Genomic DNA, 15,594 nt, shown 5'->3' with positions numbered 1-15,594 from the left:
GGCCGAGGCAGTGGGGGTGAAGGAAGGGGACAGGTTCTGGAACACCCGAGAACGGAGCGTGCGGGGCTGGCGGCACCGGACCGGCAGCCGGGCGTCGAGCGCTCAGGGCGTCCAGTGCAGGAAATTCCGATACAGGGCGAGCCCGGACGCGGCACTTTTCTCGGGGTGGAATTGGGTGGCAAAAATGTTATCCCGCGCCACCGCGCAGGTAAAGCGCGGGCCGTACTCGCTGTCGCCGGCGCTGTCGCGCGGGTCCGACGTCTCGGCATAGAAGCTGTGGACGAAGTAGAACCAGCTCTCGTCCGGCACCTCGCCCCAGACCGGATGCGCCCGCGTCTGGTGCACGCGGTTCCAGCCCATCTGCGGCACCTTGTAGCGGCTGCCGTCGGGCTGCACCTGGCCCTCGAGCCGGAAGCGCTTCACGCGGCCCGGGATCAGGCCCAGCCCTGGCGTGTCCTGCTCCTCGCTGTGGTCGAGCAGCATCTGCATGCCCACGCACACGCCCATCAGCGGCTTGCGCGCGGCGGCGTCCAGCACCGCCTCCTTCAGGCCGCTGTCGGCGAGCTCGCGCATGCAGTCGCGCATCGCGCCCTGGCCGGGCAGCACGATGCGCTCGGCGGCGTAGACCTCGTCCGGCTCGGACGTGATGACCACGCGCACGCCCTGGTCCTGCGCCGCGGCGAGCACCGCCTGCGACACCGACCGCAGGTTGCCCATGCCGTAGTCGACGACCGCGACGGTGCGCGGCCGGGAGGACGGGGTGGCTGCGGAGGCGCTCACAGCGTGCCCTTCGTCGACGGGATGACGCCGGCCGACCGCGGGTCCAGCGTCATCGCCATGCGCAGCGCGCGGCCGAAGGCCTTGAACATCGTCTCGCACTGGTGGTGCGCGTTGTGGCCCTTGAGGTTGTCCACGTGCAGCGACACCAGCGCGTGGTTGACGAAGCCCTGGAAGAACTCGTAGGTCAGCTGCGTGTCGAAGGCGCCGACCGAGCCGGCGGTGAACGTCACGTCCATCGCCAGGCCCGGGCGGCCGGAGAAATCCACGACCACGCGCGACAGCGCCTCGTCCAGCGGCACGTAGCTGTGGCCGTAGCGGGTCAGGCCCTTCTTGTCGCCGACCGCCTGCGCGACGGCCATGCCCAGGGTGATGCCGACGTCCTCGACGGTGTGGTGGCCGTCGATGTGCAGGTCGCCCTTGGCCTCGATGTCGAGGTCGATCAGCCCGTGGCGGGCGATCTGGTCGAGCATGTGGTCGAAGAAGCCGATGCCGGTGTTCAGCGAGGCCTGCCCGGTGCCGTCGAGATTCACGCGCACGCGGATCTGCGTTTCCTTGGTGTCGCGGCGGACTTCGGCGATGCGTTCGGAGCTCATGGGGATTCCAGGAAGATCAGGGTCAGGGGACCAGGGGACCAGGGGACCAGGGGAGACAGTGGACCTTCAGGCTTGCGTCAGGCTTGCTTCGATCGCCGCCAGCATCGCCGCGTTCTCGTCCGGCGTGCCGACGGTCAGGCGCAGGCAGCGCGCCAGCAGCGGATGCATGCCCGAGACGTTCTTCACCAGCACGCCGCGGGCCTTCAGGTCCGCGTGGAGGCGGTTGGCGTCGGGCACGCGCACCAGGATCATGTTGCCTTCGCTCGGATAGGCGTGCAGGTCGACGGTCCTTGCCAACGTGGCCAGCGCGGTCTGCAGCTTCTGACGCTCGGCGCGCAACTCGGCCGCCTGACGCTCGTAGACCTCGGCGTGTTCCAGCGCGAAGAGGCCCGCTTCCGCGTTCAGCACGCTGACGTTGTACGGCGGGCGCAGCTTGTCGACGTGACGGATCAGTTCGGCGTTGCCCATCATGTAGCCGATGCGCACGCCGGCCAGGCCGAACTTGCTCATCGTGCGCATCACCAGCACCTGCGGGTGCCGGGCCATCAGCGCCATCGAATCGCGCGCGGCGAAGGGCTGGTAGGCTTCGTCCATGACGACCAGGCCCGGCGCGGCCTGGACGATGCGCTCGATGACGGCGTCGTCCCAGAGGTTCGCGGTCGGGTTGTTCGGATAGGCCAGGTAGACGATCGCGGGACGGTGCTCGGCGATCGCGGCGAGCATCGCGGCCTCGTCGAGCTCGAAATCCGCCGTCAGCGGCACGCCGACGAAGTCCAGGTGCTGGGACCGCGACGACAGCTCGTACATGACGAAGCCCGGCACCGGCGCCAGCACGGCGACGCGCTCGCCGGGCCGGCAGACGGCCATCGCCAGCAGCGAGATCAGTTCGTCCGAGCCGTTGCCCAGCATCAGCGCCTGGCCTGCGGGCAGCCGGGCGTGCGCGGCCAGCGCCTGGGCCAGGTCCTGCGTGCGTTCGCCCGGATAGCGGTTGATGGCGACGGCGCCGAGTCGCTCACCCAGCGCGCGCTGGAGTTCGGACGGCAGCCGGAACGGGTTCTCCATCGCGTCCAGCTTGATGAGGCCGGCGGACGGATGCACCTGATAGGCGTGCATCGCGCGGACGTCCTCGCGCAGGACGCCGAGGGCGCGGTCAAGCGCTCGGGCAGCAGCGCCATCAGAAGCGCCTTCAAGAGCGCCATCAAGGGTGAGGTCGAGGTCAGCGGTCATGGGGCAAGCGCCGGAGACGGCAGGAAGTCGGAGAGGGCAACGCCAGCCGGGAGCGCGCGCAGCGGGTCGACGATGAGCACGCTGTCGAAGAGCTGCCCGTGCGGCAGGGCCAGGCTCAGCAGGGTTTCGCAGCCTTGCGCCTTGGCGGCCGCGACGATCAGCGCATCGGCATAGGGCAGCGAGAAACGGCTTTCGAGCGACCAGGCCGATTCGACCGTCGCGTGATCCGTCGCCCAGGGCGCCCAGCGCTGGTAGCGACGCACTTCGGCCCGCGCATCGCCGTTCGGCATCGCGGGCGTGATGTGCGTCGTCACCGAGCGGTAGAAGTCGTTGAGCACCTGGCTCGAGGTGCGCCCCAGCCGCTGCTGCCACAGGCAGCGCAGCCACGCCAGGGCCTGCGCGCGACGGGCAGGATCGGCACCGTCCTCGCTGAGGATCAGCACCGAGGTGTCCACGAACACCGGCGCCTTCAGTTCGATCGGCGCGCTCACAGCAGCTCCCGCCCCGGGTAGGGCTGGCCGTCGGACGACCAGGTGCGCTCGCGGTGCACCCAGTCCTGCAGCGCCCGCTCGTAGGCGTCGTCGTGGCGCATCTTCTCGGCGAGCAGCTCGCCGACCAGCCGCGAGACGCTGGTGTTGCGCCGCGCCGCCTCCAGCCTCGCCCACTCGGCGACGCTGTCTTCCATGGTGACGGTGACGTTCTTCATCAGGGCTTCAGAGTAACACGAAGTTCGTGTCGCACGAACTTCGTGTCCTTTTGGAGCCACCGCGTTCAGTACGCGAGAACGCGCACCTTCCCCCGGAATACACGGTACGAGAACAGCGAGTAGGCGAGGATCACCGGCATCGTCACTGCCGCGCCGACCAGCAGGAAGCGCAAGGACTCGTCCGCGGCGGCCGCGTCCCAGATCGTGATCCGGTCGATGACGACGAACGGATAGAGGCTGTAGGAGAGTCCGAAGAAGCTCAGTGTCAGCACGACCACCATCAGCGCGAACGGCGCCCAGCTCAGCTTGCCCAGCACGCGATGCGAGTTGAGCATCCCGCGCAGCGCCGCCAGCGCCAGCAGGGCCATCAACGGCAACGGGGCCAGCGCGATCAGGCCCGGCAGGTCGAACCAGCGCGCCCGCACGGTGAGGCTCAGCCAGGGCGAGGCGATGGACACGACCAGCAGTCCCGCCACGACCGCCGGCCACGCCCGCTTGGCCCAGCCGATCGCGCGGTGCTGCAGCTCGCCTTCGGTCTTGATCAGCAGCCAGCTCGCGCCCAGCAGCGCATAGCAGGCGGTCAGCGCGATCGCGATGCCCGCGGCGAAGCACTGCGCCGCCTTGCCTTCCTCGAAGCCGGTCACATAGCGACCGAGCATCCATCCCTGCGTCAGCGAGGCGAGCGCCGATCCGCCCGCGAACGCCGCGTCCCACCCCCGCTTGTGCGCCGGATCGCCCTTGGCGCGGAAGTCGAAGGCCGCGCCGCGCAGGATCAGCCCGAGCAGCATCAGCACCACCGGCACGTAGAGCGCCGTCAGCACCACGCCCTGCGCCTTCGGGAAGGCGATCAGCAGCAGGCCGACGGCCAGTACCAGCCAGGTCTCGTTGGCGTCCCAGAACGGGCCGATCGACGCGACCATGCGGTCGCGATCGCCCTCCTCCGCCGCGGCGGACAGCATCCCCACGCCGAGGTCGTAGCCGTCCAGCACGACGTAGATCAGCAGCGAGAACCCCATCAGGGCCATGAAGATCACGGGCAGCGCGCTCATGGGAAGCTCCTCGAGACCACCGGCGCGGCCACCGGCGCGACGGCCGGACGCGGCGCCTGGGGCGCGCCCTTCTCCGCCATCCGCTTGATCGCGGCGACATAGGCGATCAGCAGCGCGAGGTAGACCGTCGCGTAGCCGGCCAGCGAGGCCGCGACCATGGCCCCCGGGTTGTGCGCCGCGACCTCCTGCGTCCGCAGCACGCCGTAGACGATGAAGGGCTGCCGGCCGATCTCGGTGACGTACCAGCCGGCCACGGTGGCGACCCAGCCGGAGAAGCTCATGAGTGACAGCCCCCACAGCCATGGGCGGGGAAGTCCCTGCCACCCCGAGCGCCGGAACAGCCACCACCCGCCCCACGCGAAGACGAGCATGAGCAGGCCGACGCCCACCATCACGCGGAAGCCGAAGAACAGCGGCTTGACCGGCGGATGCGCGCCTTCGAAGGCTTCGAGCCCGCGGATCTCGCCGTCGGCGTCGTGGGTGAGGATCAGGCTCGCCAGGCGCGGCACGCCGACGGCGAAGCGGTTCTCCTTCGCCTGCTCGTCGGGCAGCGCGAACAGCAGCAGCGGCGCGCCGCGCTCGGTGGTCCACACGCCTTCCATGGCGGCGATCTTCGCCGGCTGATGCTTCAGCGTGTTGAGGCCGTGCAGGTCACCCGCGACGATCTGCAGCGGGATCAGCACCGCGCCCAGCGTCAGACCGAGCCGCAGCACGCGGCGGGTCTCCGGCTTCCCGCTGCCCTTGAGCATCTGCCACGCGCTGACGCCGGCCAGCAGGAAGGCCGCCGTGAGCCCGGACGCCAGCAGCTTGTGGGTCAGCCGGTACGGGAACGACGGATTGAAGACGATCGCCCACCAGTCGACGGCGTGCATGACGCCGTCGCGGATCTCGTAGCCCGTCGGCGTCTGCATCCACGAGTTGAGGCTGAGGATCCAGAACGCGCTCAGCGTCGTGCCGAAGGCCACCGTCGCCGTGGCGATGAAGTGGACGCGCGGACTGACACGTTCCCGGCCGAACAGCATGATGCCGAGGAAGCCCGCCTCCAGGAAGAAAGCCGTGAGCACCTCGTAGCCGAGCAGCGGTCCCGCGATGTTGCCGGCGCGCTCCATGAAGCCCGGCCAGTTGGTGCCGAACTGGAAACTCATCGTCACGCCGCTGACGACGCCCAGCGCGAAGCTCAGCGCGAAAACCTTGGTCCAGAACTGGTAGGCCGCGAGCCAGGGCGACTCGCCGGTGCGCCGCCAGCGCCAGAGCATGAAGAGCACGATCCAGCCCAGCGCGATCGTGATCGTCGGGAAGAGGATGTGGAAGGTGATGTTGAGCGCGAACTGCATGCGCGCGAGGATCAGGGTGTCCATGACCCCGAAGTGTTTCGAAGTCGGCACGATCGGGGAAGGGACAGATCGTCCTAGGACAACTTGCCCTCTTGCTCCCTCTCCCGCTTGCGGGAAAGGGACGGGGTGAGGGTCGGGTGGGGCCGGGGTGGGGCCGGCGGCTGTCGATCACCAGCCGCCGTCGTCGCCCTCACGTTGCGGCTCGAAGCGCTCGAGCAGGAAGTCGACGAGCGCCCGCGTCTTCGCCGACAGCTGCGCGCGCGGCGGATAGATCAGGTGGATGTCCGCCGGCGGCATCGCCCACTCCGCGAGCACCGGCCTGAGCCGTCCCGATCGCAGCATCGGCGCCGCTTCCCAGAACGAGCGCATCAGCACCCCGTGGCCATCGAGTCCCCACGCCAGCACGCTTTCGCCGTCGTTGGCCGCCAGCGGGCCGCGCACCTTCACCGTCTCCTTGCGCGCGCCCTGCTGGAAGTGCCAGGTGCCGAAGGTCTCGTCGCTCTCGCGGATGAAGAGGCAGGCATGACGCGCGAGCTCGCGCGGCGCGGCGGGCTCGCCGGCGCGCTTGAGGTAGGCGGGCGAGGCGCAGAGCACGCGCCGGTTGCGCGCGAGCAGCCGCGCCGTGAGCCGCGCATCGGGCGGCTCGCCGACGTGGACCTCCAGATCGATGCCCTGCTCGATCAGGTTGACCGGCCGGTCGGTCAGCTCGAGCTGCACCTCGACGTCCGGAAACTGGCGCGCGAATGTCGACAGCGCCGGCGCCACGTGCTTGCGCCCGAAGCCGAAGCTCGCCGCCACGCGCAGCAGTCCCTTGGGCGCCGCGCGGCTGCCGGCCACGGTGCGCTCCAGCGCCTCCAGGTCCTCCAGCACGCGCGCGCCGTCGACGAGGTAGGTCTCGCCTTCCGGCGTCAGGCCGATGCGACGCGTGGTCCGCTGCAGCAGGCGCACGCCGAGCCGGCGCTCGATCGCCGCGAGCCGCTTGCTCACCGCCGGCGGCGTCACGCCGAGTTGCTGCGCCGCGGCGGCCAGGCTGCCCTGCTTGACCAGCAGCGCGAAGAAGGCCAGGTCGGAGAAGCCGTCCATTGATGAACCTCCGGAACGAAAGAACTGCCGAAGCGGAAATTATGTGCCCCACGTTCACTTCCAGAATCGGGGCCAACGAGGAGTCGGCCATCGCCGACCGTGCCGCCGCCGATCTCCCCGCCGGCCGGCACGCCCGATCAGGAGACCCCATGCCCGCTGCTTCAGGACACGATGCGCTCGATGCGCTGTACCCCGGCTTCCAGCATCTCAGCCTGCCCACCGCCGACGGCGTCCGCATCCATCTGACGATGGGCGGCACCGGGTCCGCGCTGCTGCTGCTCCACGGCCACCCGCAGACGCGCGCGATCTGGCACAAGGTCGCGCCGACGCTGGCCCGGCACTTCACCGTCATTGCGGCGGACCTGCGCGGCTACGGCGATTCGTCGAAGCCGGAGGTCCCCGAGGCCTTGCAGTCCCCGCCGGCACCGAACGACCACGCCGCCTACAGCAAGCGCGCGATGGCCGCCGACATGCTCAGCGTGATGCGCCAGCTCGGCCACGCGCGCTTCGACGTGCTGGCGCACGACCGCGGTGGCCGCGTCGCGCATCGCCTGGCGATGGATGCGCCGGCCGCGGTGCGACGGCTCGCGCTGCTGGACATCGCGCCGACGCTGGACATGTACGCGGGCACCGACGTCGCCTTCGCGCGCGCCTACTGGCACTGGTTCTTCCTGATCCAGCCGGCGCCGCTGCCGGAGCGCCTCATCGAGGCCGATCCCGGCGCCTACGTGCGCGACGTGATGGGCCGCCGCAGCGCCGGCCTGGCGCCCTTCGACCCGCGCGCGCTGGCCGAGTACAAGCGCTGCCTGGCGCTGCCCGGCACCGCGCACGGCCTGTGCGAGGACTACCGCGCCAGCGCCGGCATCGACCTCGACCACGACCGCGAGGACCGCGCGGCCGGCCGGCGGCTGCGGATGCCGCTGCTCGCGCTCTGGGGCCGCGAGGGCGTCGTCCATCGCTGCTTCGAGCCGCTGGCCCTGTGGCACGGCGTCGCCGACGACGTGCGCGGCGAAGCCCTGCCCTGCGGCCACTACATCCCCGAGGAGGCGCCGGATCAACTGCTCGATCGCGTCCTGCCCTTCTTCACCGCCGACGACACCACCACCAGCGTCAACGCCGCCACCGCCACCGGCACTGCCACCATCGCCACCACCATCGCCGCCCCCCCGTCAGCCGATGGCCAGGAGAGCCAGCCATGACCACCACGCCCCCCGACGCCGGACCGCGCACGCTCTATCGCAAGCTCGTCGACAGCCACACGGTGGCCGGGCTCGATGAACAGAACGTGCTGCTCTTCTGCGACCTGCACCTGATGAACGAGTACACCAGCCCGCAGGCCTTCACCGGCTTGCACGAGCAGGGCCGCGGCGTCCCGATGCCGGGGCAGAACGTCGCGGTGGTGAGCCACATCATCCCGACGCATCCTGTGGCGCCGAAGCTGCGCGTGATCGCCGATCCGCCGTCGGCGCTGCAGGCGACCAACCTGAAGGCGAATTGCGATCGCCACGGCATCCGGCTGTTCGACACGACGGATGCGCTGCAGGGCATCGAGCACGTGGTGGCGCCGGAGCACGGGATGATCCGGCCCGGCATGGTGGTGATCTGCGGCGACAGCCACACGACGACCTACGGCGCGCTGGGCGCGCTGGGGTTCGGCATCGGGACCACCGAGGTGGAACACGTGCTGGCCACGCAGACGCTGGTCTACCGGGTCGCGAAGGACATGCGCATCCGCGTCGACGGCGCGCTGCCCGCCGGCACGACGTCGAAGGACCTGATCCTCGCGATCATCGGCCGCATCGGCGCGCAGGGCGCGCGCGGCTACGTCGTCGAGTTCTGCGGCGAGGCGATCGGCGCGCTCTCGGTCGAGGCGCGCTTCACGCTGTGCAACATGGCAGTGGAGGCCGGCGCGCGCGGCGCGCTGATCGCGCCGGACGCGACGGCGATCGACTACGTGCTGGCCCGCTGTCCCGACCTGGCCGGCGAGTGGCGCGCGCCCGCCCTCACCCACTGGGCGACGCTGCACAGCGACGAGGGCGCGGTGTTCGACGTCGAGCACCGCTTCGATGCCGCCGAGGTCGCCCCGCAGGTGACCTGGGGCACGAGCCCCGACCAGGTCGCCGCGATCGACGCACCGATCCCCGATCCGACGCGGATGGCCGAAGGCCCGGCCCGGGCCAGCGCCGAGCGCGCGCTGCGCTACGCGCGCCTGGACGGCGGCGCGGCGCTGGCAGGCACGCCCATCCAGCACGTGTTCATCGGCTCCTGCACGAACGGCCGCATCGAGGACCTGCGCGCGGCAGCGTCCGTGCTGCGCGGCCGGCACGTGGCGCCGGGCGTGCGCGCGATGGTCGTGCCGGGCTCGGGCGCGGTGCGCGCGATGGCGGAGGCGGAAGGCCTGGACCGCGTGTTCCTCGATGCCGGTCTCGAATGGCGCCAGCCGGGCTGCTCGATGTGCCTGGCGATGAACGACGACGTGCTCGCCGACGGCATCCGCTGTGCGTCGACGACCAACCGCAACTTCGAAGGCCGCCAGGGCCGCGGCGCGATCACGCACCTGATGAGCCCAGCGATGGCCGCCGCCGCCGCGGTGACCGGGCGCCTCACCGATGTCCGCCGCCTGGCCCCCGCGCCCGCGACGCCCGCGGTGCCCACGGCACCTACGTCCGCCAATGCCGCTGCCACGCAGGAGATCCCGCGATGAATCCCGTCCGCCAAGTCGAAGGCCGCACCGCGGCGCTGCGCCTCGAGAACCTCGACACCGACCAGATCATGCCCAAGCAGTTCCTGCGCGGCATCGACAAGCGAGGCCTGCGGGACGGGCTGCTCTACGACCTGCGCTTCGACGCCGAAGGTCGCGAACGCCCGGACTTTGTCCTCAACCGGCCCGAGTACGCTGGCGTGTCGGTGCTGCTCGGCGGCAACAACTTCGGCTGCGGATCGAGCCGCGAGCACGCGGTCTGGGGCCTGCAGCAGGCGGGCATCCGCGCGGTGGTGGCGCCGGGCTTCGGCGAGATCTTCTATTCGAATGCGATGGGCAACGGCTTGCTGCTCGTCGCGCTGCCGGAGGCGGACGTGCTCCGGCTGATGGCCGAGGCGGACCAGGTGCCCGGCAACACGGTCGCCATCGACGTCGACACGCTCACGCTGCGCAGCGCCGGTGGCGTCGAGGCCCGCTTCGACATGCTGCCGCGGCATCGTCGGATGCTGCTGGAAGGCCTGGACGCGATCGGGCTGTCGATGACCTACCGCGCGCAGATCGACGCCTTCGCGGAGGCACACTGGGCAGCGCAGCCCTGGGTGAAGGATGTGGCGAGGCAACGACCGGCCCCGTGATCGCACGATGCGCCGATGCGCCGATGCGCCGACACGGCGATGCGCCGATGCCCGGCTACATCGCCCAGAGGCGGGGAGCGGTGCCGTCCAGGTCCCACAAGACCTGACGCCAGGCGGCCCAGCAGCGGCGCAGCAGCAGCGACACCGGCTCCACCACCGGTCCCAGCGCGCGCACGACCAGCACGCCGTCCTGCGCCGCCGTCGCGCCGGCGGTCAGGCGCAGCGGATCGGCCTCGATCAGCGAGCGGACGGCGTCCAGCGCCCGCTCGCGCCGACCGCGTTCGATCGCGGCGCCGGCCGCGAACACCAGGGTGCCGAGGCAGCGGTGGCCCGCCAGCCCGAGATCGCCGTCCATCAGCAGCGCGTCGCCCGCGTCGAGCAGCCCGCGTTCCAGCCAGACGCCGGGGATCTCGAGGTGCTGCTGGAATCGTCCGGCGTCGAACGGCTGGCCCGCGCCGGGCAGGCCCAGCGCGGTGATGTCCCACGCGAACAGCTCCGCCGTCGGCGCGAGCCTGAAGCGGGCCTCGTTGAGTGCCTCGCAGCCGGGATACGCGATGGCTTCGAGCGGCAGCCACTCCAACCGGGCGCGGTCGCCCAGCGACGTCCGCACGCGTTGCGTGGCCAGCGTGCCCGTCGGACTGCGATAGAAGCGCGTCGCGCCCGGCGTGGTGACCAGCGCGTGGGCGCCCTCACCCACCGTCACCGCCATGTCCAGCGTGTCGCCGCCGACCAGGCCGCTGGGCGGATGCACCAGCACGCTGTGGCAGATCGCGTCGCCCTCGGGGTAGAGGCTCTTCAGCAGCCGCAGCGGTCCCTCGTGCTCGTGGCTGACGACACAGCGTCCGCGCTCGGTCCGGTAATCGGCGCGCAGACGCGCCAGCCATTGCTTCTCAAGGGTCGCCCTCATTTCGGCAGTGTCACCCACGCGTAGTCCAGCCAGTTGTCGGCGCGGTGCACCGCCTTCACGCCTTGACGCACCGCCCACGGCGCGGCTTGCCGGTGCAGGGGCAGGACGTGGATCTGCTCGCGGTAGGCCTGCAGCGCAGCCCGGATCAACTGCTCGCGCCTGGCCGGATCGGCTTCCGTCGAGGACGCGGCCGCCAGCTGATCGAACTTCGGATCCTTCGATCGCCCGTAGTTGTAGTAACCCGCGCCGGAGGACCGGTCGTCGCTGCGGTAGACCGGCGTCAGGATGGTCTCCGCGTCGGTGATCGCGCCGCCCCAGCCCATCAGGTAGAGGCTGGTCTCGTAGCGCTCCAGCTTGGGGAAGTAGAGGACCCGCGGCATCGCGTTGACCTTCACCTTCACCTTGATCTGCGACCACATCGACGCCAGCGCCAGGCAGATCGCCTCGTCGTTGACGTAGCGGTTGTTGGGGCAGTCCAGCGTCACCTCGAAGCCGTTCTCATATCCGGCGTCGGCCATCGCCTGGCGCGCGGCGGCCAGGTCGAAGGGCAGGCGCGTCTCCAGCGCCGGATCGCCGAAGGCGCCCAGCGGCGACGGCGTCAATCCGCCGGTGGGCTGCGACAGGCCGTTCATCAGCCGCTTGTGGATGGCGTCGATGTCGATGGCCTGGTACATCGCGCGGCGCACGCGCAGGTCCTGGAACGGGTTCTTGCCGTTGGGCGCGCGGCCGTAGACCAGCGTGTCGCGCGCCTGGTCCATGCCGACGAAGATCAGCCGGTTCTCCAGCCCCTCGATGACCTGCACGCCGGGCGTCGCGCGCAGGCGCGGCACGTCGCGCGGCGCCGGGTCGAGCAGCAGGTCGACCTCGCCCGACACCAGCGCGGCGAGCCGCGTCGCGTCGTTGGAGATCGGCGTGAACTGCACCTCCTGCACGTTGCCCTCGAAGCGGCCCCACCAGTTCGGATTGCGCTTGTAGACGGTGCGGATGCCGGGCTGCCGGCGGACCAGCATGAACGGGCCGGTGCCGTTCATGTTGAAGCCCGCGAAGCTCTCCTCGTTGTCCTTGAAGCTGAGCGGCTTGGTCACCTTGTGCTGCTCGCTCCAGGACTTGCTCATGATGAAGAGCAGGTCCAGGTGCTGCAGGAAGATCGGATTGAAGCGCGGCTGGGTGATCTCGACGGTCAGGTCGTCGATCTTGCGCGCGGTGCCCACGGCGTTGGCGTAGACGGCGACCTGCGAGGTCGGCGCCTTGGCGCGCTGCAGCGAGAACACGACGTCGTCGGCGGTGAACGGGGTGCCGTCGTGGAACTTGACATTGGGGCGCAGCTTGAAGCGCCAGACGAGCGGACTGACCTGGGTCCATTCGGAGGCAAGACCCGGCACGATGTTGAGCTGGCGGTCGCGGGCGGTGAGCCGCTCGTAGACCTGCGAGTTCATGCCGTTGGTCAGGCTCTCGTTCTGCGAGTGCGGGTCCATCGTCTGGGCATCGCCCTGGCTGGCCCAGCGCAGCGTCTGCGCCTGGACCGCCGGCGCGCCGATGAGCGTCGTTCCAACCGCACCGGCGCACAGCGCCAGCAGCATGAGCCTTCGTGTCATCCCGCGCTCCCCGACGTCGTGTGATGTCGGGGAGTGTAGAGAGCGCAGGATCAGCGGGAGGTCGGGGTCTTTCCGGACGCCCTCTGGCTGGCCGGCTTCCGATTGGGCTCAAACAGCCTGGGGTTCGACGCGATGATGTGGTTCAGCATGCGTCGCTTGGCTTGCATGATCAGGTCAAACGGCAGGGGGGTCTTGAACATGAGAACAGTCCTTGAGGTCAAATGGAAAGGCTTGAAGAGACACGACGGGCAGTGCGCTCCGGGCGCCAGTCGACAGCCAAACGCCATAGCGACTCGCGATAGATCGGAACGGCTCTCCGACGGGCCACACCCTTCGAAACAATGAGCGAGCCTCCTTGCGGTCGATCACGAAGGAGTGCGAGGGATAGTTGGACACAAGCTCTGCCAAGGCTTCCTGTCCGATGTTTCCTCCTCGCTCTGCCAATCGTCGGCCGTATGCATGGGCAATGGACACCGCACGATGCATTTCGGCCATTCGATGTGGATCGACCTGCTCAGCCAAGGGGCGGATCAACTTGCCATCTTTCCAAAGTACTGCCATCAGATGCCCTACAGCGCTGTTCATCAGCGCGAGGTCTGCATCTTCCGGCGGAAGGTTCAGGCGAACCATTGCCTGAACTAGGAGACTTTCGCCTCAGAGATTGCGGAGCACCACCACTCTGTGTCATCAGCGACCACCGAGATGGGTTGCCGTCAACCCGGACCGTCTCTCCCGATACGATCCTTCGCGTTCATTTGGCCGGCGCCTGCCAGAGCTCGTCGAGCCGCTGGAAGCCCCAGGTGGCCGGGTCCTCGCGGCCGACGATGCGATCGCCGGCGTTGGCCGCCGACAGGTCCAGCACCTGCGTCGGGATCGGCATCTGCGACTTGGTCGAATAGAACACCCGCACCCGCGGCGCCGTCAGCGCCGTGGCGTTCTGCTCCAGCACCACCCCCAGCCGGCCGGACTGCAGCTTCACCAGCGTCCCCACCGGATAGATGCCCACGCACTTCACGAAGGCCTGGAACACCCGCGGATCGAAATGCCCCGTCCACTGCGCCATCCGCGCCAGCGACGACGCCGGATCCCACGCGTTCTTGTAGGGCCGGTTCGAGGTGATCGCGTCGTAGACGTCGCACACCGCGCCCATGCGCGACAGCAGGCTGATCTGTTCGCCGGCCAGCTTGCCGGGGTAGCCCGATCCGTCCATCTTCTCGTGATGCCGCAGCGCCACGTCCAGCGCCGCCTCCGGCACCGAGGTGCCCTCCTTGAGCATCTCGTAGCCGCGCGTCGGGTGGTCGCGCATGATCGCGAACTCGTCGTCGGTCAGCGCGCCCGGCTTGTTCAGCACGTTCAGCGGCATCATCATCTTGCCGACGTCGTGCAGCAGCCCCGCCAGGCCGGCCTCGCGCGTCTGCGGCTCGTCCAGGCCCATCTGCCGGGCCAGCGACACCATCAGCGCGCACACCGCCACCGAGTGCATGTAGGTGTAATCGTCCTTGGTCTTCAGCCGCGCCAGGCTGATCAGCGCCGAAGGATTGCGGACCACCGAACTCGCCACCTCCTCCACGAGGGGCAGGCATTGCTCGGCATCGATGGCCTTGCCCAGCCGGGCCTCGCCGAACAGGTGCATCACCGCGCGCTTGGAGCGCTGCATCACCTGCGCCGCGCGCTCCAGCTCGTCGCCCATCGACGCGGGCGCGGTGCCGAGTTCGAGACGGGGCGCGGCGGCAAGGACCACGGGGGCGGCGGGCGGTTCCGTGGCGGCGACCGTCCCGGCGGCCGTCGCATCGACCGGCGCGGGGGCCGGCGGCGCCAGCGCCGCCTTCGGCGCCTCGGGCGCGTCGACGTCCAGGCCCTTGGACGCGTCGATCCAGCAGAACGGCACGCCGCTCGCCTTCAGCGCCTTGAGATCCTCGGGATCGGTGAGGACGAACTTCGTCTTCCAGAAGGGGTGAGACAGCCACGACCCTTCCATCCCTTGCAGAAACATGCCCAGCTTCACCTGGGGCGTGGGGATCTTCTTCAGCATGACTGGCGTTTTCGTCCAGGACAACACAGTATGGCGCCCTCCTCGGCGCACGCACAGTCAGAACAGGCAATAAAAAACCGCCCCGGTGGGCGGTTTGCTACTGCTTTCGCTTGAACCCGAGGCTGGCTCACAGCCTGCCACGTTTCAACGGAACCGCGATTGCGGGACTGTACGTAGTTCGGACGGCAAGCCTGCCAAATACTGCGACAGAAGCTTCAGTTCCGCGTGACTGAATTGCTTCACCTGCCCCGCCATCACCGCGTTGGTGCGTCCGTGATACGGCTTGCCCTCGATCTGGTAGGACTTCAAGGCCACGTAGAGGTAGTCGGCATGCTGGCCCGCGATCTTGGGGTAGGTGCCGTCGATGGGCTTGCTGAAGTTGGCGCCATGACAGCTCGCGCACGCGCCCTTGTCCAGCAGCTTCTTGATGTCGGCGGGCGCCTCGACGGTCGCGGGCACCGGGTCGACCTTGGCCTGGCCGGCGTAGTACTCGGAGATCTCGGTGATGTCCCTGTCGGCCAGGGGCAGCGCGATGCCGCGCATCGTCGGGTGCTTGCGGTCGCCCTTGGCGTAGGACGCCAGCGCCGAGGCGATGTACTTGGCGTTCTGGCCCGCGATCATCGGCACCTTGTGCACCTCGGGGAAGGTCGCCTGGTAGCCGGGGATGCCATGGCAGCCGATGCACATCGCCACCTTGGCCTGCACGTTGGCCTGCGGCCCAGGTGCGGCCTGGGGGCCAGGTGTTGCGGCGGACCCTGCGGTCGCGGGATTGGACGTCGCCGGCGCTTGTCCCGGCGCGGGCGACGAAGAAGCGTTGGACTGAGCGGCCACAACACACGCACTACCGGCCAGCATCAACGCGAGGGAGATCTGCAGTTGTCTTCTCATGGTCCCGATCTTCTAGGATTTGGGGCGGCGCGATTATAGGGGGGGCCCTATATACTGGTTTTCA

At 69.5% G+C, this 15,594-nt stretch carries 16 protein-coding genes; 3 read left to right on the top strand and 13 right to left on the bottom strand.

Annotation, left to right across the window (positions count from 1 at the left end; genetic code table 11):
- Positions 1-102 precede the first annotated feature (102 nt).
- The 8 genes from hisH to AC07O8_RS05370 all read right to left on the bottom strand — a co-directional run bounded on the left by hisH (position 103) and on the right by AC07O8_RS05370 (position 6,772).
- Positions 103-780, bottom strand: a complete 678-nt coding sequence (gene hisH, locus AC07O8_RS05405) for an imidazole glycerol phosphate synthase subunit HisH (protein WP_495047067.1) — start codon at positions 778-780, stop codon at positions 103-105.
- A complete protein-coding gene (gene hisB, locus AC07O8_RS05400; RefSeq protein ID WP_495047066.1) occupies positions 777-1,373 on the bottom strand; it encodes an imidazoleglycerol-phosphate dehydratase HisB in 597 nt (198 codons plus the stop codon). Before hisB ends, hisH begins: the two co-directional genes overlap by 4 nt.
- Positions 1,374-1,439: 66 nt before the next feature.
- Positions 1,440-2,600 (bottom strand): histidinol-phosphate transaminase, encoded by a 1,161-nt coding sequence (gene hisC / locus AC07O8_RS05395; protein ID WP_495047065.1) that lies wholly within the window; start codon positions 2,598-2,600, stop codon positions 1,440-1,442.
- Positions 2,597-3,091, bottom strand: coding sequence for a PIN domain-containing protein (locus AC07O8_RS05390; RefSeq protein ID WP_495047064.1), 495 nt, complete (start codon positions 3,089-3,091; stop codon positions 2,597-2,599). Before AC07O8_RS05390 ends, hisC begins: the two co-directional genes overlap by 4 nt.
- Complete coding sequence (locus AC07O8_RS05385) at positions 3,088-3,306, bottom strand: DUF6364 family protein (RefSeq protein ID WP_297531321.1); 219 nt, start codon at positions 3,304-3,306, stop codon at positions 3,088-3,090. Before AC07O8_RS05385 ends, AC07O8_RS05390 begins: the two co-directional genes overlap by 4 nt.
- Positions 3,307-3,371: 65 nt before the next feature.
- Positions 3,372-4,355 carry a cytochrome d ubiquinol oxidase subunit II gene (locus AC07O8_RS05380; RefSeq protein ID WP_495047063.1) on the bottom strand — a complete coding sequence of 328 codons (984 nt, stop codon included), beginning with the start codon at positions 4,353-4,355 and terminating at the stop codon, positions 3,372-3,374.
- Positions 4,352-5,713 (bottom strand): cytochrome ubiquinol oxidase subunit I, encoded by a 1,362-nt coding sequence (locus AC07O8_RS05375; RefSeq protein ID WP_495047062.1) that lies wholly within the window; start codon positions 5,711-5,713, stop codon positions 4,352-4,354. The genes AC07O8_RS05380 and AC07O8_RS05375 overlap by 4 nt, the downstream gene beginning before the upstream one ends.
- A gap of 144 nt (positions 5,714-5,857) precedes the next feature.
- Entirely contained in the window at positions 5,858-6,772 is a 915-nt protein-coding gene (locus tag AC07O8_RS05370; RefSeq protein ID WP_495047061.1) for a LysR family transcriptional regulator, read from the bottom strand.
- Positions 6,773-6,921: 149 nt separating this feature from the next.
- On the opposite strand from AC07O8_RS05370, the gene AC07O8_RS05365 reads away from it, so the two are divergent.
- From AC07O8_RS05365 to leuD, 3 genes are read left to right on the top strand one after another with little or no spacing between them, the layout of a single operon-like run.
- Entirely contained in the window at positions 6,922-7,971 is a 1,050-nt protein-coding gene (locus AC07O8_RS05365; RefSeq protein WP_495047060.1) for an alpha/beta fold hydrolase, read from the top strand.
- Complete coding sequence (gene leuC, locus AC07O8_RS05360) at positions 7,968-9,476, top strand: 3-isopropylmalate dehydratase large subunit (RefSeq protein ID WP_495047059.1); 1,509 nt, start codon at positions 7,968-7,970, stop codon at positions 9,474-9,476. Before AC07O8_RS05365 ends, leuC begins: the two co-directional genes overlap by 4 nt.
- A complete protein-coding gene (gene leuD, locus AC07O8_RS05355) occupies positions 9,473-10,108 on the top strand; it encodes a 3-isopropylmalate dehydratase small subunit (protein ID WP_495047058.1) in 636 nt (211 codons plus the stop codon). The genes leuC and leuD overlap by 4 nt, the downstream gene beginning before the upstream one ends.
- Positions 10,109-10,163: 55 nt before the next feature.
- On the opposite strand, the gene AC07O8_RS05350 is transcribed toward leuD, so the two are convergent.
- The 5 genes from AC07O8_RS05350 to AC07O8_RS05330 form a co-directional block, all read right to left on the bottom strand.
- Positions 10,164-11,015: an urease accessory protein UreD gene (locus AC07O8_RS05350; RefSeq protein ID WP_495047057.1), complete on the bottom strand. Its 852-nt coding sequence runs from the start codon at positions 11,013-11,015 to the stop codon at positions 10,164-10,166.
- Positions 11,012-12,610: an ABC transporter substrate-binding protein gene (locus AC07O8_RS05345; RefSeq protein WP_495047056.1), complete on the bottom strand. Its 1,599-nt coding sequence runs from the start codon at positions 12,608-12,610 to the stop codon at positions 11,012-11,014. The genes AC07O8_RS05350 and AC07O8_RS05345 overlap by 4 nt, the downstream gene beginning before the upstream one ends.
- Before the next feature lie 50 nt (positions 12,611-12,660).
- Positions 12,661-12,810: a hypothetical protein gene (locus AC07O8_RS05340; RefSeq protein ID WP_495047055.1), complete on the bottom strand. Its 150-nt coding sequence runs from the start codon at positions 12,808-12,810 to the stop codon at positions 12,661-12,663.
- A gap of 551 nt (positions 12,811-13,361) precedes the next feature.
- Complete coding sequence (locus AC07O8_RS05335) at positions 13,362-14,642, bottom strand: cyclic di-GMP phosphodiesterase (protein WP_495047054.1); 1,281 nt, start codon at positions 14,640-14,642, stop codon at positions 13,362-13,364.
- A gap of 144 nt (positions 14,643-14,786) precedes the next feature.
- Complete coding sequence (locus AC07O8_RS05330; RefSeq protein ID WP_495047053.1) at positions 14,787-15,530, bottom strand: c-type cytochrome; 744 nt, start codon at positions 15,528-15,530, stop codon at positions 14,787-14,789.
- Positions 15,531-15,594: the final 64 nt, after the last annotated feature.

The sequence above is a fragment of the Roseateles sp. GW821-FHT09G09 genome, from assembly GCF_059415965.1.
Note: the sequence above shows the minus strand (reverse complement) of the source record. Positions and strands in the feature narration are given on the sequence as shown.